Origin of the sequence: Streptomyces sp. MBT65, from assembly GCF_016612545.1 — a bacterium.
GTDB lineage: Bacteria > Actinomycetota > Actinomycetes > Streptomycetales > Streptomycetaceae > Streptomyces.
Genome location: NZ_JAENRY010000149.1, coordinates 1 through 19,482, shown reverse-complemented (window position 1 = coordinate 19,482; position 19,482 = coordinate 1). Strand labels below are relative to the sequence as shown.

General features: G+C 70.9%; 20 protein-coding genes and 2 pseudogenes. 16 read left to right on the top strand and 6 right to left on the bottom strand.

Annotation, left to right across the window (positions count from 1 at the left end; genetic code table 11):
• Nucleotides 1-181: 181 nt before the first annotated feature.
• The 6 genes from JHN63_RS29805 (at nucleotide 182) to JHN63_RS29780 (ending at nucleotide 5,040) form a co-directional block, all read left to right on the top strand.
• Nucleotides 182-1,042: a DUF1206 domain-containing protein gene (locus JHN63_RS29805; RefSeq protein ID WP_200686425.1), complete on the top strand. Its 861-nt coding sequence runs from the start codon at nucleotides 182-184 to the stop codon at nucleotides 1,040-1,042.
• A 113-nt stretch (nucleotides 1,043-1,155) separates the two neighbouring features.
• Complete coding sequence (locus JHN63_RS29800) at nucleotides 1,156-2,031, top strand: RNA polymerase sigma factor SigF (protein ID WP_307782014.1); 876 nt, start codon at nucleotides 1,156-1,158, stop codon at nucleotides 2,029-2,031.
• Between the two features lie 52 nt (nucleotides 2,032-2,083).
• Nucleotides 2,084-2,527, top strand: coding sequence for a hypothetical protein (locus JHN63_RS29795; RefSeq protein ID WP_200686423.1), 444 nt, complete (start codon nucleotides 2,084-2,086; stop codon nucleotides 2,525-2,527).
• 61 nt (nucleotides 2,528-2,588) lie between these two features.
• The gene (locus JHN63_RS29790; protein WP_200686421.1) at nucleotides 2,589-3,398 is read left to right on the top strand and encodes an alpha/beta fold hydrolase; all 810 of its coding nucleotides are present in this window, start codon (nucleotides 2,589-2,591) and stop codon (nucleotides 3,396-3,398) included.
• A complete protein-coding gene (locus JHN63_RS29785) occupies nucleotides 3,398-4,681 on the top strand; it encodes a PP2C family protein-serine/threonine phosphatase (protein WP_200686419.1) in 1,284 nt (427 codons plus the stop codon). The genes JHN63_RS29790 and JHN63_RS29785 overlap by 1 nt, the downstream gene beginning before the upstream one ends.
• Nucleotides 4,678-5,040: an STAS domain-containing protein gene (locus JHN63_RS29780; RefSeq protein WP_200686417.1), complete on the top strand. Its 363-nt coding sequence runs from the start codon at nucleotides 4,678-4,680 to the stop codon at nucleotides 5,038-5,040. The genes JHN63_RS29785 and JHN63_RS29780 overlap by 4 nt, the downstream gene beginning before the upstream one ends.
• Nucleotides 5,041-5,044: 4 nt before the next feature.
• Here the strand turns inward: JHN63_RS29780 and JHN63_RS29775 are convergent, their stop codons facing one another.
• The 5 genes from JHN63_RS29775 to JHN63_RS29760 form a co-directional block, all read right to left on the bottom strand.
• Nucleotides 5,045-5,977 (bottom strand): anti-sigma factor RsbA family regulatory protein, encoded by a 933-nt coding sequence (locus JHN63_RS29775; RefSeq protein ID WP_200686415.1) that lies wholly within the window; start codon nucleotides 5,975-5,977, stop codon nucleotides 5,045-5,047.
• A 120-nt stretch (nucleotides 5,978-6,097) separates the two neighbouring features.
• A complete protein-coding gene (locus tag JHN63_RS29770; protein WP_200686413.1) occupies nucleotides 6,098-6,448 on the bottom strand; it encodes a PRC-barrel domain containing protein in 351 nt (116 codons plus the stop codon).
• Between the two features lie 49 nt (nucleotides 6,449-6,497).
• Nucleotides 6,498-6,668 (bottom strand): hydrophobic protein, encoded by a 171-nt coding sequence (locus JHN63_RS53140; protein WP_078622906.1) that lies wholly within the window; start codon nucleotides 6,666-6,668, stop codon nucleotides 6,498-6,500.
• A gap of 93 nt (nucleotides 6,669-6,761) precedes the next feature.
• The gene (locus tag JHN63_RS29765) at nucleotides 6,762-7,892 is read right to left on the bottom strand and encodes a diaminopropionate ammonia-lyase (RefSeq protein ID WP_200686411.1); all 1,131 of its coding nucleotides are present in this window, start codon (nucleotides 7,890-7,892) and stop codon (nucleotides 6,762-6,764) included.
• A gap of 133 nt (nucleotides 7,893-8,025) precedes the next feature.
• Nucleotides 8,026-8,481, bottom strand: coding sequence for an RpiB/LacA/LacB family sugar-phosphate isomerase (locus tag JHN63_RS29760; protein ID WP_200686409.1), 456 nt, complete (start codon nucleotides 8,479-8,481; stop codon nucleotides 8,026-8,028).
• Nucleotides 8,482-8,710: 229 nt separating this feature from the next.
• Between JHN63_RS29760 and JHN63_RS29755 the strand changes: the two genes are divergently transcribed.
• The 9 genes and pseudogenes from JHN63_RS29755 to JHN63_RS29720 all read left to right on the top strand — a co-directional run bounded on the left by JHN63_RS29755 (nucleotide 8,711) and on the right by JHN63_RS29720 (nucleotide 18,799).
• The gene (locus JHN63_RS29755; protein ID WP_200686407.1) at nucleotides 8,711-8,974 is read left to right on the top strand and encodes a hypothetical protein; all 264 of its coding nucleotides are present in this window, start codon (nucleotides 8,711-8,713) and stop codon (nucleotides 8,972-8,974) included.
• Nucleotides 8,975-9,007: 33 nt separating this feature from the next.
• A pseudogene (locus JHN63_RS53135) lies at nucleotides 9,008-9,252 on the top strand (TerB family tellurite resistance protein); the annotation flags it as partial.
• Nucleotides 9,253-9,511: 259 nt separating this feature from the next.
• The gene (locus JHN63_RS29750; RefSeq protein WP_200686405.1) at nucleotides 9,512-11,632 is read left to right on the top strand and encodes an MMPL family transporter; all 2,121 of its coding nucleotides are present in this window, start codon (nucleotides 9,512-9,514) and stop codon (nucleotides 11,630-11,632) included.
• 97 nt (nucleotides 11,633-11,729) lie between these two features.
• Nucleotides 11,730-13,031: a sensor histidine kinase gene (locus tag JHN63_RS29745; protein ID WP_374222955.1), complete on the top strand. Its 1,302-nt coding sequence runs from the start codon at nucleotides 11,730-11,732 to the stop codon at nucleotides 13,029-13,031.
• A complete protein-coding gene (locus tag JHN63_RS29740) occupies nucleotides 13,028-13,699 on the top strand; it encodes a response regulator transcription factor (RefSeq protein ID WP_200686402.1) in 672 nt (223 codons plus the stop codon). The genes JHN63_RS29745 and JHN63_RS29740 overlap by 4 nt, the downstream gene beginning before the upstream one ends.
• A 227-nt stretch (nucleotides 13,700-13,926) precedes the next feature.
• Nucleotides 13,927-15,029 (top strand): annotated as a pseudogene (locus JHN63_RS29735) (transposase).
• A gap of 265 nt (nucleotides 15,030-15,294) precedes the next feature.
• Nucleotides 15,295-16,146 (top strand): alpha/beta fold hydrolase, encoded by an 852-nt coding sequence (locus tag JHN63_RS29730; protein ID WP_200686400.1) that lies wholly within the window; start codon nucleotides 15,295-15,297, stop codon nucleotides 16,144-16,146.
• A 228-nt stretch (nucleotides 16,147-16,374) separates the two neighbouring features.
• Entirely contained in the window at nucleotides 16,375-17,097 is a 723-nt protein-coding gene (locus JHN63_RS29725) for a dienelactone hydrolase family protein (RefSeq protein ID WP_200686398.1), read from the top strand.
• 157 nt (nucleotides 17,098-17,254) lie between these two features.
• Nucleotides 17,255-18,799, top strand: a complete 1,545-nt coding sequence (locus JHN63_RS29720; RefSeq protein ID WP_200686396.1) for an oxidoreductase — start codon at nucleotides 17,255-17,257, stop codon at nucleotides 18,797-18,799.
• Nucleotides 18,800-18,887: 88 nt separating this feature from the next.
• Here the strand turns inward: JHN63_RS29720 and JHN63_RS29715 are convergent, their stop codons facing one another.
• Nucleotides 18,888-19,121 carry a hypothetical protein gene (locus tag JHN63_RS29715; protein WP_200686394.1) on the bottom strand — a complete coding sequence of 78 codons (234 nt, stop codon included), beginning with the start codon at nucleotides 19,119-19,121 and terminating at the stop codon, nucleotides 18,888-18,890.
• 32 nt (nucleotides 19,122-19,153) lie between these two features.
• Between JHN63_RS29715 and JHN63_RS29710 the strand changes: the two genes are divergently transcribed.
• Nucleotides 19,154-19,432, top strand: coding sequence for a hypothetical protein (locus JHN63_RS29710; protein WP_200686392.1), 279 nt, complete (start codon nucleotides 19,154-19,156; stop codon nucleotides 19,430-19,432).
• The last annotated feature ends 50 nt before the right edge of the window (nucleotides 19,433-19,482 follow it).

Genomic DNA, 19,482 nt, shown 5'->3' with positions numbered 1-19,482 from the left:
GACACAAGAAGATCCGGGGATCTTGAAAGGAACGTAACAGCTTCGAAGGGGCCGCCGCCGGGGGATCGGCCGATGCCGTCCCCGCGACACACATCGAAGCCCCGACCCGGGGCACGCGAAAGGACAGGAGGAGTACCGCGCGTCTGCCTCCCGGCCGTCCAGTGTTTCCAGGAAAGGCATCATGACGTCGACGCACATGCACAAGTGGGGCCTCCGGAGGGCGAGTTCGCGTTCCACCGCCGGGAGCCGCGCACCGGGACCGGCCGAGGGAAAGCAGGCGCTGGCCGTCACCGGACGGGCCGGTTTCGTCGCACGCGGCGTCGTGTACGTCCTCGTCGGCGCGCTCGCCCTGCAGATCGCGTTCGGCGGCGGAGGCCGCGAGGCGGACCGGCAGGGGGCGTTGCAACAGGTCGCGGCGCAGCCTTTCGGGAAGGTGATGCTGTGGCTGCTCGTCGTCGGCTTCGGCTGCATGGCGATCTGGCGGGCCTCCGGGGCACTCCTGGACAACGGGCCCTCCCGCAAGGTCGGTTCGCGCCTGCTGGACGGTGGCCGGGCCGTCTTCTACGGCTTCGTCTGCTGGGGTACGGCGTCCTTCGCCGCCGGCACCGGCGGCACGTCCGGCGGTGACGCCAAGTCGCGTGACTGGACCGCCTCGGCGCTGAAGCTGCCGGGCGGTCAGGTGCTGGTGGGTCTCGTCGGCTGCGTCCTGATCGGGGTCGGCGCGACCCTCGCGGTGCGCGCGGTGATGCGGCGTTTCCTGCGGAAGCTGGAGACCGGGAAGACGAGCCGCCGGGTCCGGCAGATCGTCACCGTCCTCGGTGTGGGCGGCGGACTCGCGCGCGGCGTCGTGTTCGCCGGGGTGGGTGTGTTCGCGCTGGTCGCCGCCGTCCACTTCGACTCCCGGGAGGCCAAGGGCATGGACGCCACCCTGCGCACCTTCGCGACCACTCCGGCGGGGCCGTGGCTGCTGGTCGCCGTCGCCGTCGGGCTGGTCCTCTTCGGCGGCTTCTCCTTCGCCTCGGCCCGCTGGCGCCGCCTCTGAATCCCGGCATACGACAACCTTTCGGGCCGACCGCGAAATTGTGCGGTCCGGACAGACATGCATGCGCGGAACGGGGGCACGCGACGTTCGTCCTGTTCTCCAGCTAAGGCGGCATCGTGGCTTCCACCGTGAAGGTCCTCGAAGCAACTGCTCCTGTCCGCACGGCGACTTCGGAGCTCGTGGACGACCTGCCGTGGATCGAGGACGGGGCCAAGGTCGCTCCCAAGGACGCACGGGTGATGTCCAGGCTCTTCCTCGACCGGCTGCAGGAGCTGGAGGAGGGCACCCGGGAGTACCAGTACGCGCGGAACACGCTGATCGAGATGAACCTGTCGCTGGTGGCCTTCGCCGCGCGCCGGTTCCGCAACCGGGGCAGCGGCGACATGGAGGACGTCATCCAGGTCGGCACGATCGGTCTGATCAAGGCCATCGACCGCTTCGACCTGACCCGCGAGGTCGAGTTCACCTCCTTCGCGATCCCCTACATCCTCGGCGAGATCAAGCGGTTCTTCCGCGACACCACCTGGGCCGTGCACGTCCCGCGCCGCCTCCAGGAACTCCGGGTCGACCTCGCGAAGAGCAAGGAGACCCTCGGCACCGAGCTGGGCCGTACCCCCACGGTCAAGGAACTCGCCGCCCACCTGGAGCTGACCGAGGACGAGGTCATCGAGGGCCTGGTCGCCGCGAACGGCTATGTCGCCGGGTCCATCGACACCCCGAGCGGCGACGACGAGGCCGACAGCGCGCCCAAGTACGCGGACACGATGGGCGACGCCGACCCGGCGCTGGAGCTGTTCGAGGATCTCCACACGCTCGCCCCCCTGCTGCAGCAGCTCGACGAGCGGGAGCGCACCATCATCGAGATGCGCTTCGGCCAGGAGTTGACCCAGGCGGAGATCGGCCGCGTACTGAACCTCTCGCAGATGCACATCTCCCGCCTGCTCAACCGCACCCTCGCCAAGCTGCGCACCGGCCTCCTGCCCACGTGATCCGCCCGTCCGACAGACCCTCCCGCGCGCGGCACCGGAAGGACCACCCCGCATGAGCACCACGAGCACCGACCACGATCCCCTGCACCAGCCCGCTGCCCCGATCGTGACGGAGCCCGTTCCCGACCTCCAACTGCAGATGCTGGTACGGCTGATGGGCGAGGACGCACAGGCCGCGCTCCCCATCACCCTCACCGTCGGGGGCGCCTTCCTCCACGGCGACCTGATCTCCCACGAGGCCTGGACCACCGACTGGGCACGCGGTCTGCACGGGATGGACGGTCCCGGCGCACAGCTGCTGGAACGGTTCCCGCAGCAGGTGGACGAGGCGGTCAGGGACAAGCAGGGCGGACCCGGCCCGCAACGGCTGCCGCAGTGGATCCATCTGCGCGACGCCACCGGCGTCACCGCGGGCGGCTCCGCCGTCATGCCCCTGTGGCGCGGGCGGCTCACGGACGTGTCCGGCTGGTCCCTGGGCAGGCCCAAGCAGCCCTGAGGCGTCGGCACGGGGTGGGCACGGCGGGTGGAGAAGGCAGCGGTCTGTGAGGATGAGCCGCATGAGCGTGCGGAGCAGGAACCATGTGACGGTCTCGGGCCGGCCCGGAGAGCCGGTCGTGATGCTGGCGCACGGATTCGGATGCGACCAGCACATGTGGCGGCTGATGGTACCCCTCCTGGAACGGGAGGCCACCGTGGTGCTCTTCGACCATGTGGGCGCCGGTCGCTCCGATCTGTCGGCCTGGAGCCGTGAGCGCTACTCCACCCTGGACGGCTACACCGAGGACGTGCTGGAGATCTGCCATGAGCTGGCACTGGGCCCGGTGACGTTCGTGGGGCACTCCGTGAGCGCGATGATGGGCGTCCTGGCCGCGGCCCGCGAACCGGAGGCCTTCGCCGGTCTGGTGCTGCTCGCCCCCTCGCCGTGCTTCGTCGACGACCCCGCCGCCGGCTATCGCGGCGGATTCAGCGCCGAGGACATCGACGAACTGCTGGAGTCCCTGGACGCGAACTACCTGGGCTGGTCGGGCGCCATGGCCCCGGTGATCATGGGCAACCCCGAACGCCCGGAACTGGGCGAGGAGTTGACCAACAGCTTCTGCCGCACCGACCCCGACATCGCCCGCGTCTTCGCCCGCGTCACGTTCCTCTCCGACAACCGCGAGGACCTCGCCGGGGTCACGGTGCCCACGCTGGTCGCCCAGTGTTCCGTCGACGCGATCGCACCCCCGGAGGTCGGCGCCTTCGTCCACGCGCGGATCCCGGGCAGCCGACTGGTCACCCTGGACGCGACCGGGCACTGCCCCCAGCTCTCCGCACCGGAGGAAACGGCCACCGCCATCGCCGACTTCGTCAGAGCCGTGCGCTGATGCGCGCCGACGGCGCCGGCGGGAGCGGCGATCACCGGCCGCCCGGGCGACATCCCGAGAAGCCCCCCGGCGACGACCACGCGACGTTCTCCGCACTTCTGGAGGACAGCGCCGAGGACCTCTACGAACACGCGCCGTGCGGCTACCTCTCCACGCTGATGGACGGCACCATCGCGAAGATCAACACGACGCTCCTCGACTGGCTCGGCCACGACCGCGGCGACCTGGTCGGCCGGAAGACCTTCTCCGACCTGCTGACCGTCGGAGGCCGTCTCTACCACGAGACCCACTTCGGCCCGCTGCTGCGCATGCAGGGCGAGGTCAGCGGGATCGCCCTCGAACTCAAGGCGACCGACGGCAGCCGACTCCCCGTGCTGGTGACCTCCACCGTCAAGACCGGCGGCGACGGCAGACCGCTGCTGATCCGCACCACCGTCTTCGACGCCCGCGACCGCCGCGCCTACGAGACGGAACTGCTGCGCGCCCGCAAGGAGGCGGAACTCGAACGCGAGGAACTCATGCGCCTCAACGCCACCCTCCAGCAGACCCTGCTGCCCCCGACTCTGGTGAGCGTGCCGGGACTTGATGTGGCCGCGCACTACCACGTCGCCTCCACCGACATGGTCGGCGGCGACTTCTACGACCTCTTCCCGCTCTCCGCCGGTACCTGGGGGCTGTTCCTCGGGGACGTGTGCGGCAAGGGCGCCGCGGCGGCGGCCGTCACCTCGCTGGCCCGCTACACACTGCGTGCCGCCGCCGTCTACGACCCCGACCCGGCCGCCGTGCTGAGCAACCTCAACACCGTCCTCCACCACGAGTACAACGGCCACGACCCGCGGTTCTGCACCGTCGTCTTCGGGCTGCTCACTCCCGAGGGCGACCGCGGCGGCTTCCGTATCACCCTGGCCAGCGGCGGCCACCCGCCCGCGCTGCTGCTGCGCGCCGACGGCAGCGTCGAGCCGCTGGACACCCCCGGCGGACAGCTCATCGGCGTCCTGCCCGACGCCCATATCGCCACCGCCAGCGTCCACCTGGCGGCGGGCGACACCCTGCTGCTGCACACGGACGGCCTCACCGAGGCCCGCCCGGACCGCACCAGGGACGGCGACCGCTACGGCGACGAGGCCCTCCTCGACTTCGCCCGCGCCCTGGCACCCACCACCGCCTCGGCCGCCGTCGCCGCGATCCGCGACCTGCTCGACACCTTCGGCACCGGAGTGGACGACGACACCGCCGTCCTCGCCATCAACGTGCCCCGACCTCCCAACGAAGAGCAGCCGTGACCCAACTCGCCATCCGTACCCGGACCACGCCCGCGGGGCCCGTCGTCGAACTGACCGGAGAACTCGACTACGACAGCGCCTTCCAGGTGCGTGAACTCCTGCCCGGGCTCGCGCTCCAGGACGGCCAGCAGCTCGTCGTCGACCTGGCCGGTGTCACGTTCTGCGACTCCAGCGGCATCACCGCCCTGCTCGCGGCCCGCAACCACGCCCTGGCCGCCCGGGCGGGCATCGCCCTGGTCGCGGTCCCGGGTCACATCAGCCGCATCTTCGAGATGGTCGGGCTGGACCGGGTCTTCCGGACCCACCCCACCGCACAGGAGGCCGAAGCGGCCTGGACACCGCCGGCCACCCGCGCCTGAGGCGTCAACGGGCCAGGTAGAAACGGATGGTTGTGCCGTCCGGAGCCGTATGGACGCGGACGAGATCGGCGACGTAGTGCACCAACAGGAGCCCGCGGCCGCCGGGTTGGTCGCGCGGAGGCGGTCGGCGGCCGGCCAGCGGATCCGTCAGCCGGCCGCGGTCCCGGACCTCGCAGACGATCCGCTCGTCCTCGGCCCAGATCCGCAGCGTGCCCCAGCCGCCGCCGTGCAGCACGCTGTTGGTGGTCAACTCCGCGACGGCCAGCGTCAGATCCTGGAGCCGTACGCCGGCCAGGCCCAGCCGCTCGGCCTCCTGGACCGCGAAGTAGCGGGCCTTCGGGAGTTCTTGAGCGTCGAACGCGATGGACGCCGCGCCCGGCGGGTGGGGGAGCGGCTCGTTGCAGCGGGCGATCACGCCCTGCGGATCGTAGGCGGAGCTGGGGAGTTGGGCGTCCCCGTCGATGACGACCGGGTGGGTGGCGCGGGCGTCGGCGAGCACGTCGGGCTCCAGCCGGTCCGCGTCGTACGGACACAGGATCGTCACCTCGCGATCCCGGAACGCCGTGTTGATCAGCGCCTCGTGCTGGACGCACGCCGGGTACTCGACGGCGGTGCGGCCGGGCCAGATCGGTTCCCCGATGATCCGCACCCGGCCGCCGTCGGCGTGGGCGTCGGCGAAGGCCCGCAGCACGCCCGGGATGATCCGCCCCGGGTTGCGGCCGACCTCGGTCATGTCGAGGAACCGCACACCGGCGCCGCTCGGTCCGAGTCCCGCTCGGATCAGTTCGAGCTGCGGGCCGGGAACGGCGACCGCGACGGCCTCCCCGGCGGCCAGCCCCGCCCGCACGAACGGGACCGTACCGGCCGTGTACTGCTCCTCGTCCCGGTAGAACAGCGCGGGATGCGCGAACGGTGCACCGTGGGTGGCCGTGCTCATCGTGCCGCCACCTCGATCCTTGTCAGGCCGGGCCAGCAGTCTACGGGGGTAGCGCGAGAGGGTGGTGGGGACCGGTAGTTCCGCCGGTCCCCACCACCCTCTCGCACTGCGGAACGCCGATCAGGTGCGCGGGGTTCCGTAGTAGCCGCCGACCTGCTCGTGGTAGCCGGAGTCACCGGTGTGCTTGTCCTTGTCGAACTCCGGGGAGTTCTTGATCTCTTCCTTCGTCCGGCCGACGTGGACCGTCCGGCCCGCGACGTCGATGGACGCGAGCGTGCCGACGGGCAGCAGGACATGCTTGCCGAAGATCCACACACCGGTGTCGACCACGATGTACATGGCGCCGACGTCCTCGGAGTGCTTGTCGACCTTGCCGATCGAGCCGTCACTCGCCTCGACCTTGAATCCGGTCAGGTCCGTACCGGTCCGGTGGCCCGATGCGGCCAGGTAGTCCCACATGTCGTCCGCCATGCAAACCTCGCTTTGTGGTGGGTGAATTTCCCGGTCGGCGATGTATCTCCTACCAGCGGTACCAACGTCCTCGACTACCGCCGGAACCCGTCGAACGGGCCACGAATCCCAGCAGCCACAGGACGAGGACAACGATTGCGACCCACCAGAGAATCTTGATGGCGAATCCCGCGCCGAAGAGAAGAAGCGCGAGAAGAAGAACAAGGATCAGGGGAAACATATGTATCGACCTCCAGGCATCCGAGTGCCCTGGCGGAAATGAATCATGCACCCGGAGGAAATGAGAACCCGGCCCGCGGACGAGAACCGCCGGTCATCGAGACTCCTCCGCGTGTGGGTTCGCGGCCGTGCCTTCGGTGCTGAGCAGGACGACGGTCGAGGCGGGACCGACGCCCAGGGCTCTACGGCGTACGGTGGCACCGTCACCGGTGAGGGCGGCGCGGGCGCCCGCCGACGAGGCCGCGCCGCAGGGGCCGGAGGAGACCCCGGCGGCGGCGAGTGCGCGTGCGGCGTCGGCGCTCTCGGCGTCCGTGACGGCGACGGCGGCGTCCAGGCCGTGGCGCAGATACGGCCAGGCCAGGCTGGACACGGTGCCGCAGTTCAGGCCGGCCATGGTGGTGGCGCCCGTCGGCACGCTGACCGGCTCCCCGCGGGTGAGACTGGCCAGGACACAGGCGGCGGTGTCGGGCTCGACCGTCATCAGGGCGACCGGAGCGGACTCGGGCCCACGACCGCGGTAGTGGGCTACGGCGGCCTGCGCGAGCGAGCCCACGCCCGCCGGGACGACCACCAGACCCGGCGCCTCCACACCGAAGGCCCGCAACTGCTCGTCCGTCTCGGCGAACAGCGTCGAGTAGCCCTCCACGATCCAGCCGGGAATCCGCTCGTACCCGGGCCAGGCGGTGTCCTGCACGAGCACGGTGTCCGACCCGCCCGCCACCGCGTTCGCCGCCCGGCGCACGGCCTCGTCGTAGGGGCCGGGGACCAGGACGACGTCCGCGCCCTCGTCCTCGATCGCGGTCACGGCCGCCGGGTGGACGCCCCTCGGCACGAAGACCTGCGCCCGCTGCCCGAACAGCCGCGCCATCCGGGCCACGGCCCGACCGTGGTTGCCGTCGGTCGCGGTGACCAGCCGCACCGGGCCGCCACCGGCCGGCCGCCGCGCCAGCACCCGGTGGATCGCCCAGGACGCGCCCAGCGCCTTGAACGCGGGCAGCCCCAGCCGCGCGGACTCGTCCTTGACGAACACCCGTCCGACGCCGAACTCCGTTGCCAGGGAGGGGAGTTCGGTCAGCGCGGTGGGCGCGTAGCCAGGCAGGCCGGCATGGAAGTCCCGTACGTCGGCCGACGGCGGCGCACAGGTCCAGGTGCCGGCCGCGGACCGGGCGTACCACGGGAGCCGGCGCGCGGCGGGGCCGCCGGAGCGGAAGGAGGTCTTGGACACACGACCAGGATGTGTCCAACCAGGTGTTCGGTCCAGCGCGCGCTTCGCCCCGGAGAGGCTCGACCGACTCGCACAGAAGAGGTCCGACCGACTCGCAACCGGGGACGGAAGTCGGCGGCAGGCCCGAACTCGGCTACGGCGCCGACCTGTTGAGGTCGAGCCGTCCGATGCGGGACACGTTCTCCCGGTCCTCGGCGTCCTCGCTGGGCACCGCGGTGAACCAGGCGTCGAGGATCTCCTTGAGCAGGGGCTCGGACGTCAGCCGCAGGCTGAGGGCCAGCACGTTGGCGTCGTTCCAGCGGCGTGCGCCGTCCGCCGTGTAGGCGTCCGCGCACAGGGCCGCCCGGACGCCCGGCACCTTGTTCGCGGCGATCGACGCGCCGGTACCGGTCCAGCAGCACACGACCGCCTGGTCCGACGCCCCGCCGGCGACCTCGCGGGCCGCCGCCTCCGAGCACACCGCCCACTGCGGGTCGTCCCCGGGCCGCAGCGCCCCGTGCGTCACCACCTCGTGGCCCCGGCCGCGCAACTCGGCGACGAGGGCGCGCGCGACGGGTTCGTCCATGTCCGAGGAAACAGAGATCCGCATGTCCCGGAGGCTACTGAGCGGACGAGCCCGATGCCAGCGCGGAAGGCGGCGTGAGCACGTGATCGGCGGACGATGTCCAGGACGTTCGACCGCGGCCCCGGACTCCAGCCCGCGCGTTTCGCTTGATGCCGTGTCCGGATCTTGAACGGAGACACGAAAGTGCCCTCTGAGCTGGGACGATGAGGCTTGTCCAGGGCTTCTGTCACCACAGCGGGAAGGTACTTTCTGCGTGCACACCGCCGGGTCGCGTCCCCAGCGCGTCGTCTCGGCCGACAGCCACGGAGTGGTCAGCCACGCGGGATCACGCCTGCCGGCCGATCACGCCGACGCCACCGGTCCGACCGGCTCCCTCGTCAATGCGCTGCACCGGTTGCGGCCGCGCGGCACCGGCCGCGATCCCCGCCGGGTAGCGGTCGACCTGGCGGTGATACTCGCCGACGGCGGCGAGGCAATTGCCGACCTGGCCCTCCTGCGCGACCAGCGCGAGGTATAACGTCCGGTCGCCTCCACCCTCACCGCATGGCGCCGGATCTTCGTCGAACCCTGCGGGCCCGGGCCGGCGATGGAACTCCACGAGACCCTGGACCCGCCGGCGCCCCACCTGGCCCCGCCGGCCGGGAGGCCGTCCTCCTCCAGGGCGCCCGTATCGCTCTCGCCGACGGGTTGTACACGCCTGCCGACCGGGAGACCCTCGCTACGGTGGGCGCCGCGCCGACGATCTGTGCGGATGATGTGACGCGATTGCTCACGGTGGTGCGGACGCCGTCGTGAGCCCCGGGTGGGCCAGGGCCCCTCGCGCCCTCTCGGCGGGGGATTCATTTCTGCTGCGGGTCGGTGAGGGCTGGTCGCGCGGTTCCCCGCGCCTCTTCCGGGGCGGCGCGCCGTCCGCGGATTACTCCCCAGGGAGTAATCCGCACCCGCTGTCGCCCCCGGCAGTACGCGTCACCTCGCCCTCCCGTCCGACGAAAGCCGTGATTCTCACCGGAAGTCTGGGGACCGAAGCAGACGTCACCCGGAGGGAGATCGGTCAATGAGGGCCGGAGAAACAACCACGACGAGGACGGGGCGCGGGCGCGCCGTTCCATGGGCGGTGCTCGGGCTGTGGATTGCCGTGATCGCGCTCGTCGGGCCGTTCGCGGCGAAGCTCGCCGACGTGCAGCACGACAAGGTCACCGACTACCTGCCGGCGAGCGCGGACTCGACGCAAGTGGCGAAGATCGAGGAGAAGTTGCCCGGTGGCGAGACCACCGAGATGGTGCTCGTCTACCACCGGGACGGCGGGCTCAGCGCCGCCGACCGGAAGACCGCGGCCGGGCAGGTCGCGGAGATCACCCGGCAGCACGAGCTGATCGGCGGTGCTCCCAAGGGGATTCCGTCCAAGGACGGCACGACCCTGATGTACCCGGTCGCCAGCAACGAGCCCGGGGCGAACGAGGAGCAGCAGGACAAGCTCGTCACCGACGTCCGCGAAGTCGCCCAGGGCGAAGGCGGGTTGAGCGTCCATGTGGGCGGCACCGGCGCGCTGGCCACCGACTCCGGCGCGGTCTACGACTCACTCGGCGGACCGCTGCTCTACACCACCGTCGCCGTCGTCGCCGTACTGCTGATCCTGATCTACCGCAGCCCCGTGCTGTGGCTCGTGCCCCTCGTCGTCGCCGGGATCGCCGACTACATGTCGATGGGTGTCGCCTACGGTCTCAACCAGGCCTTCGGCACGACCGTCTCGGGGCAGAGTTCGGGTGTGATGACGATCCTCGTGTTCGGGGCGGGCACGGACTACGCGCTGCTGCTCGTCTCGCGCTACCGGGAGGAACTGCGGCGCATCGAGCGACCGTACGAGGCCATGGTCGCCGCCCTGCGCGGCTGCGGGCCCGCCGTGCTCGCCTCCTCCGGCACCGTCGCCGCCGGACTGCTGTGTCTGCTCGCCGCCGACCTCAACAGCAGCCGGGGCATGGGCCCGCTCGGCGCCGTCGGCGTGCTGTGCGCGCTGATCGCGATGCTGACCCTGCTCCCCGCCATCCTCGTAGTGGTCGGACGGCGGGTGTTCTGGCCGCTCGTGCCCGCCTTCGGGAGCACGCCCAAGCAGCGGCGGAGCCTGTTCTCGGCGATGGGCAGCTCTGCCGGACGCAGGCCGCTGACCGTACTCGCGAGCGGTGCCGTACTGCTCGGCGCCCTGGCCCTGGGCTCGCTCAACCTGCCGGGACCGCTCAAGCAGGAGGACTCCTTCGTCACCAAGCCGGAAGCCGTCGTCGCGATGGAGACCCTTGCCAAGGCCTATCCGGGGCAGGGCAGCCAGCCCATCGACGTGATCACCCCGCAGGGCCGCGCCGACGAGACCCTCGCGGCCGTCCTCGGCACGCCGGGAGTCGACAGCGCGGAGAAGGGGCGTACGGGAGAGGGCTGGACCGAGATCTCCGTCTTCGCGAAGAGCGCACCCCAGTCGGCGGGGGAGACCGCCACCATCAAGTCCCTGCGCCACGAATTGAAGGGCTCCTACGTCGGCGGGGACAGCGCCCAGCAGATCGACCTGGAGGTCACCAACGCCCGGGACACAAAGATCGTCGTACCGCTCGTCCTCGTCTGCGTGATGCTCATCCTGATCGGGCTGCTGCGGAGTCTGGTCGCACCGCTGCTCCTGGTGGTCGCGGTCGTCGCGGTGTGGGGTGCCTCCCTCGGGATCGGCGGACTGGTCTTCGAACCGCTCCTCGGCCTCAAGGGCACCGATCCGGGGCTCGGACTGCTGTCCTTCGTGTTCCTGGTCGCCCTCGGCGTCGACTACGGCATCTTCCTCATGCACCGGATGAGGGAGGAGTCCCTGGCGGGAGCGGAACCGGCCACGGCGGCAATCACCGCGCTGCGCACCACCGGCGGCGTCATCGCCTCCGCCGGACTCGTCCTCGCCGCGACCTTCGCCGTGCTGACGAACATGGGCCTGGTGCAGCTGGTCCAGCTCGGCTTCGTGATCGCCGTCGGCGTCCTGCTCGACACCTTCCTCGTGCGGACGTACCTGGTGACCAGCGCCAGTGTCGCTCTGGGCCGGAAGGTGTGGTGGCCGGGCGTGCTCTCACGGGAGCCCGGGCCGGCCGAACGGACCGGACCGGCCGGACCGACCGAGCCGCCGCGGCAGACGGAAACCGTCGGCGCACCCTGAGCACACTGATCCAGCACCTTGATCCGGCGGGCCCGCCCGGGCGCCTCTCCTTCCGGAAGGCACCCGGGTTCCCGTACGAGTACCGGAAGATGGAGCCGTGGACGAACGGGGAACGACCACAGAGGTACGCGACCGGTCCCGTCGCGTCGAGCACATCATGGCCGCCATCAACCGCGAACCCCTGACCGCACCGCACCGCACCCGCAACGACGCGGTCCTCGCGCTGGGCGTCGCCGTGCTGGCCGTGGCCATCGCCCTGATGGGCGGCGAAGGGATCCGGCCCGACGCGCTCGGCTGGACGCTGCTGCTCGCCGGGCACGTGCCCCTCGTATGGCGGCGCCGCCGTCCGGTGGTGGCTCTGCTCTGGGTGATGGCCTTCGTGGCGCCGTACTACGCCCTCGACTACAACCCTGTCCTGCCCATCCCCGCGACCGTCCTGGCGCTCTACACCGTCGCGGCGACCGGCACTGTACGCCGCACGCTGCTCACCGGTGTCGCCGTTCTCGGCCCGACAGCGATCGGCAATGGCGTCACCAACCGGAAGGAGGCGCTGGAGTCCCTGGAGATCTCCGGCTGGATCATCGCGGTCCTGTTCATCGGTATCGCCGTCCGCTACTACCGCTGGTACGTCGCCTCCGTCGTCGAGCGGGCCGAACGGGCCGAACGCACCCGGGAGGAGGAGGCCAGGCGCCGCGTCGCCGAGGAACGGCTGCGGATCGCCCGTGACCTGCACGACCTGCTCGCCCACAGCATCACGCTCATCGGCGTGCAGACGTCCGTGGCGGCCCACGTCCTCACCGCCGACCCCGAGCGCCTCGACCGCAAAGCCGTCGCCCAGGCACTGGACGACATCGCGGGGACCTGCCGGACCGCCCGGGGGGAACTGCGTACGACGCTGGAGGTGCTGCGGGCGCATGACACGGTCGTGGGAGCGGGGGCCGGTTCCGTCTCCGGGGCCGAGGACATGCGGGGGCCGCTGCCCGGTATCGACGGACTGGCCGGTCTCGCGAAGACCGGCCGGGTGGCCGGGGCCAAGGTCGAACTGTCCGTCCGCGCGGACGGCATCCCGCCCTCCGTGGGCGCCGCCGCGTACCGGATCGTGCAGGAGGCGCTCACCAACGCCGTACGTCACGGTGGCCGCGAGGACCTCACCGTGCGGGTGGAGCTGTGGACCGCGGACGGCGCACTGCGGGTGAGTGTCAGGGACGACGGGACGGGCGGGGACGACGGCTCGGGCGGCGGGGTGGGCCCGTCCGACGGCACAAGGGGGTTCGGGCTCGTCGGAATGCGGGAGCGGGCCCGTAGCGTGGGCGGCACACTGGACGCCGGTCCGGGGCCCGCCGAGGGCTTCGAGGTGACCGCCACACTGCCGCTGTCCCGGGAGGACGAGGTCCGATGACCATCCGCGTACTGCTGGCCGACGACCAGAACCTCGTACGGGCCTCCTTCGCGATGCTCGTTTCGTCGGCCGGTGACATGGAGGTCGTCGCCGAGGCGGGTACCGGTCGGGAGGCCGTGTCGCTGGCCCGGTCGGCGCGGGCCGATCTCGTCGTGATGGACATCCGCATGCCCGACCTCGACGGGATCGAGGCGACCCGGCTCATCGCCGCCGACGAGGATCTCGCGGGAGTGAAGGTGCTCGTCCTGACGACGTACGAGACCGACGAGCACATCGTCGAGGCACTGCGGGCCGGGGCGTCCGGCTTTCTCGTGAAGGACATCAGGCCGGCCGAACTCCTCGACGCCATCCGGACGGTGGCCGCGGGGGAGTCCCTCCTCTCGCCCGGTCCCACCTCGCGGCTGATCGCCCGTTTTCTGCGCGCGCCGAACACCGGGACGACATCCGCGGTGGGCGGGCCGAGCGGGCTGTCCGAACGGGAACGGCAGGTGCTCGCGCTGGTCGCGCGCGGTCTCAACAACACTGAGATCGGCGACGCGTTGGGACTCAGCCCACTGACCGCGAAGACCCATGTCAGCCGGATCATGGGCAAGTTGGGGGCGCGGGACCGGACACAGCTGGTGATCGTGGCGTACGAGTCGGGGCTTGTGATACCCGGGACCGTCTGAGTTCGGGCCGACTTCGGGTCGGGTTCAGGTTGCGTTCCGGGGGTCGGTTGTACGGTCCCTCAACTCCCCGTGGTTGCACCGGCGTTGCTCTGTCCCTCGGCGCGCACTGGTCCGCGCGTTTCGCCTACGGCAGTGTCCGAAGTCTTGAGCGGAAGGCGAAAGTGTCTTCCGAGCTGGGGAGACGAGGCTTGTCGAAGGTCTCTGTCATCACAGCGGGGAGGCACTTTCTGCGTGCCCCCACCCGGTCGCGTCCCAAGCTCGTCGTGTCGGCCGATGGCTACGGGGCGGTCAGCCACGCCGGATCCCGCTTGCCGGCCGATCCCTCCGATGTCACCAGCACCAGTGCCTTCACGGACACACTGCGTCCACTGCGACCGCGTGGCACCGGGTACGACCCCGGCCGGATCGCGGTAGATCTCGCGATCATGCTCGACGGCGACGGCGAGACGACAGCGGACCTGACCCTGCTGCGCGACCGGGCCGAGGGTTTCGGTCCTGTCGCCTCCACTCCGACCGCCTGGCGCCTGCTGGCCGGCATCGATTCGGCTGGATTCGTGCGCCTGCGCTCGCCCGGATCCCCGACGCCCACCGCCACGGCACACGCATCCTCATCCGCGCGGACAGCGCCGGAGGAGCGGAAGTTCTCCTGCGCCACATACGCACCCTCCACTCGCGCGGGATCCTCCCCTGCTTCTCCGTCGGACACTCCGTCACCAGGCCGGTCCGCCGCACGATCCGAGCCCTGTCCGAGCAGGTCTGCCATCCCGCACTCGAACAGGACGGCACCCTGCGCGAGGGTGCGGAAGCCGCCGAGTTGACCGGCATGATCGACCTGGCCGAGCACCCGGACGGCACGCGGGTCATCGTGCGGTGAGAGCGTCCGCACCCGGGCGCCCAGCTATCACTGTTCGACAGGGACGAAGGCATGCGCCACCAGGTCTTTCGCACCGACACTCCCTACGGCGAGGGCTCCTGGCAGCATCTGGAGGTCCGCCACCGCGCACATGCCCGCGTCGAAGACCGCATCCGCAGCGGCAAGACCACCGGCATCGGCCGCTTCCCCTCCCGCCACTTCCAGATCAACGCCGCCTGGCTCGAACTGGCACTGACCGGCGCAGACCTGCCGGCCTGGACTCAAGACCTGCTCCTGGACGGCGAGTTGGCCACCGCCGGGCCGAAGATGCTCCGCTACCGGCTCCTGCGCACCGCCGCCCGCATCACCCGCGGAAGCCGCCGCCCCCGCCTACGGATCTCCGCCACCTGGCCCTGGCGAAACGAGCTGATCAGCGCATTCACCCGCCTTGCGAACCTGCCCCAGTCAGCCACCTGAACCGCGGGAGTTCCTGCCCACCCACGACCGAGGAACTCTGGAGCACCCGACCCACGCGTCGGGCCCCAGCCATGCCCACCTACGACTGGCAACCGACCGCACCCCCAGACCGGCTCAGCCACCCGAAGCGAACCAGGGAGGCTAGGTCATATTGCCGATGCCACCGCAAAAGCGCTCCTCGTAGTGTCCATGGCATGCCACGCCGATCAAGCCGCCCCTGCGTGGACGAGCCCCCATTCCCCATCGCCGTGCGCGAGGAGTCCCCATGAGTGCCGAAGTTTCCCGCCGTCACGTACTGGCCACCGGAGCGGCGTTGGCCGGTTCGGCGGCGCTGGTGGCCGGCTCCGCAGGATCGGCCGGCGCGGCCACCGCCGCCTCCGGTACCAGTGAGGAGAAGTCGAAGGTGAAGCCCACGATCGTGCTGGTGCACGGTGGTTACGCCGATTCGTCGTGCTGGAACGCCACCATCGCGAGGTTGCAGGACAAGGGCTACACCACGATCAGCGGGTCCAACCCGCTGCGCGGTATTCCGACCGACGCCCCCTACATCGCGAGTCTGCTGGACTCCATCAGCGGACCGGTCGTGCTGGTCGCGCACTCCATGGGCGGAACGGTCATCACGAACGCCGCCGCCGGGAAGGCCAACGTCAAGGCGCTGGTCTACATCGCCGCCTTCGTGCCCGAAGTGGGCGAGACGCAGGGTGAGCTCATCACCAAGTTCCCCGGCAGCGAGGTCGAGCCGGTGAGCGTGCCCGTCCCGTACACGAAGGCCGACGGCACGACCGGAATCGACCTGTACCTGAGCAAGGACGGCCAGGCGGCCTTCGCCGCCGACATCTCCACGGCCGACTTCCGGGTCCTTCAGGCCACCCAACGGCCGTTCGACGCCGACTCCTTCACCTTCCCGACCACGGCCGCGGCCTGGAAGACGATCCCGGTGTGGGGACTGGTGGCCGGCCAGGACAAGGCGATCCCGCCGGCCTGCGAGCGCTGGATGTACAGCCGCGCGAACGCGCGCAAGATCGTCGAGCTGCCGCGCTCGTCCCACGTCGCGATGCTCAGCCACCCCAAGGCCGTCGCCGACCTCATCCTCGACGCCGCCAGGGTGGTCGCCTGACCACTCGCGGCAAGCGCGCCCCGGTCCACCGCCACGGACCGGGGCGCTCTACGGGAAAACCCGTGGCGGGCCACGGCAACCGCTGTTACCTTTCCGGAGGCCGTGCGAGAGAACGAGGAGGTGGTACCCGTGAACACATCGACGACATGGGTGCTCTCCTCCGGGGTCACGGTCGGACGCTAGGTCGTCCGGGAGCGCCATTCATGAGCTCTCCCGAAAGGCACGACCATGGACTTCACCTCCGAGCAGCGCCTCGACGACGGCGTCCTCCAACGCGAGTTCACCCTCGGCGAGATTCCCGGCACCCTCTGGACGCCCGCATTCGCCGCACCGGCTCCGCTGATCCTGATGGCCCACAACAACGGCCTGCCCAAGAGCGATCCCCGGCTGATGGCCCGGGGCCGGACGACCGCGTCGTACGGCTACGCGGTGGCCACGATCGACGCCCCCGGGTGCGGTGACCGGCCCCGTTCCGCCGCCGCCGAGCAGGCCCGCGCCGAGCTCCGCCGGGCGATGCGGGCCGGTGAACCGGTCGACGAGATCTTCGAGTCCCTCGTCGGCCCGCTGGTCGACAACGCGGTCCCGGAATGGCTGACCACCCTGGACGCCCTGCTCGCGCTGCCCGAGATCGGCGGCCCGGTCGGGTACTCGGGATGGACCGCCCTCGGCATCCGCCTCGCGGTGACCGAACCGCGCATCGCGGCCGTCGGCTTCTTCGCCGGAGGCTATGTGCCCCTCGCCCAGCGCGAGGAGGCCCGGCAGGTCACTGTCCCGCTGCTGTTCCTCCTTCAGTGGGACGACGAGGGGAACCCCAGGCAGCGCGCCCTGGACCTGTTCGACGCCTTCGGCACCAAGGAGAAGACGCTGCACGCCAATCTGGGCGGCCACACCGGCACCCCGTCGTTCGAGTTGGAGGACGGCGGACGCTTCCTGGACCGGCACCTGAAGTGAGGCCTGGCCGCCAATAGCCGGTAATCAGCAGGCAGTTCCGCTACGACGCCACTCGTCGAGGACAGGCTCCGGCCCTCCTCGACGAGCGGCGCTCGTTCCAACGATGCGGCGGAGAAAGGCGAGCGCGAGCACGCGGGAAGATCACTACTCTGAACAGGTGCTCTCCTACGACGAGTTGACCGCGCCGGAGCGTGAACTGTGGGACGCGTTCCCGGAAGGGCGCCCCGTGGATCTGCGCACGGGCGTCCCCGAGGACGACCGGGTCGCCGAAGGCGGGCAGTGGGGTCCGGCCAGGACGGTCCGTTCCGCCGTGCTCATGGCGCTCCTCCTGGGCGCGAACACCGTGCAACCGGGTGCCGTCGCGTGTCTGAGGCTGGCCGGGGCGCGGATCACCGGGGCCCTGAACCTGGCCGGCGCGCAGATCGGGCAGTCCGTCTGGATCGAGGAGTGCTGGTTCGAGGAGCCGGTGAGCCTCTTCGGGGCGTCGACACAGACGCTCGTGATCAAAGGAAGCCAGGTGCCCGGCATCGATGCCGGGTCGGCGCGTATCGACGGAAACTTCGACGTGCGGCACTCACGCGTGGACAGGGGCGCCGCCTCGCCCTTCAACCACGACATCACCGCCCTGTCGCTCACGAACGCCCGGGTGACCGGCGGAGTGGTCCTCAACCGGGCCGAGATGAACGCGCCCGGAGGCTGGGCCGTGGCCGCCGGCGGCCTGGTCATGGAAGGGGGCTTCTTCTGCCGGAGGCTCGTCGCGCGGGGTGAAGTACGTCTGCTGGGTGCTCAGTTGCCGGGCGGACTGTTCATGCAGGGCGCACACCTGACGGACCCCGGTCCGAGCGGAGCGGTGCTCCTTCTGGACAACGCGGTGGCCTCGACACTCGACTTCTCGGACGGGTTCACCGCGGACGGGACCGTACGGCTGCACGGCACCCGGGCATCGGGCACCCTGACCTTCCAGGGAGCCGTCCTCAACGGACCGCCCGACGGCCAAGGCCCGTCCCTGGCCGCCCTGTTGATGCAGGCCGTCGACTTCGACCTCACCCTCGCCCGGCCACCGTCCGGCGCCGTGGACCTCCAGGGCGCGCAGGTGTCCTACCTCCACGACAGCGAGCGGAGCTGGCCGGACGTGGTGGAGCTGGAAGGGTTCGTCTACGGCTCCGTCAAGACGGACGAACGGCAGGGGACGGCGGGCCGGCGGAACTCCGCGGCCGCCCGCGTGGCATGGATACGCCGCAGCCCCGGCTACAACCCCCAGCCCTATGAGCAGTTGGCGAGCTGGTACCGGAAGGCCGGCCACGACGACGAGGCCCGCCGCGTACTCCTGGCCAGACAGCGCCATCGGCGACAGACCCTGCCCTGGGCCGCGCGCGCCTGGGGACACCTGCTCGACGTGACCGTCGGCTACGGCTACCGCCCCTGGCTGGCCGGCGTCTGGCTCCTGGCACTGACCCTGCTCGGCACCCTGTCCTTCGGCACGCACACCCCCACCCCGGTCCAACGAGGCGAAGGCGCCCCCTTCCAGCCCCTCGTCTACACGCTCGACCTCCTGATCCCCTTCGGCGGCCTGGGCCAACGCACGTCCTGGTACTGGTCGAACGGCGGCCTCCAGTCGCTGGCCTACCTGCTGATCGCCTTCGGCTGGGTACTGACGACCGCTGTCATCGCGGGTGTCACTCGCGCCCTGCAGAAGAGCTAGCGGGGGCGGGGGCGGTCGCGGAGCGTGTCGTGCGTGTGGAGGCGTTCGCCAGTTGCACGCGCGAGTGAACGCGACCCGGCGCGCGGCGTCAAGTTCGTATACGCGGTCGCCGAGTTCGGCCCCCAGGGTCACCAGCGCCCGACGCGTCCGCCTCGGCGTCCGCCAGGCGGCCGCCGCAGAAGTCCTGCCACATCCGGGCGTGCGCCATGGACGGCAGCACCGACGCGGCCCGACTCTCCGCGTCCTCACGAGCGGCATCGAGCAGCGCCTGGGCCTCGGTGTACCGGTCGAGCAGTTGCAGGTGGCAGGCGACGTCATCCACAACGGCGTGCACCAGTACCTCGGCGAGGCGAGGTGGCCGGCGGCGGTCTCGACGCCTGGCGCAAGGCCGTCGACACGGTCGCCGCGCTGGAGCCGCGCCGGATCGTGGAGAGCCACCAGAACAAGGACCTCGACGACGACGCGGCCCGTCTCGTCCGCGAGACCCGCCAGTACTTGGACGACGCCGAGGACGGCCTGGCCGACCGCGACACCCCCGAGGCCTACTTCCACGCGATGCTCGACCGCTACCCCCGACCGCCTCGGCGCGACCGTCCTGTGGGTCGGCGCGCGGGCCCTCTATCTGGCGCGTGACGGCGGCGACCCGGTACAGAACCTCCTCGCCGCCTGGCTGTAGACCGCGC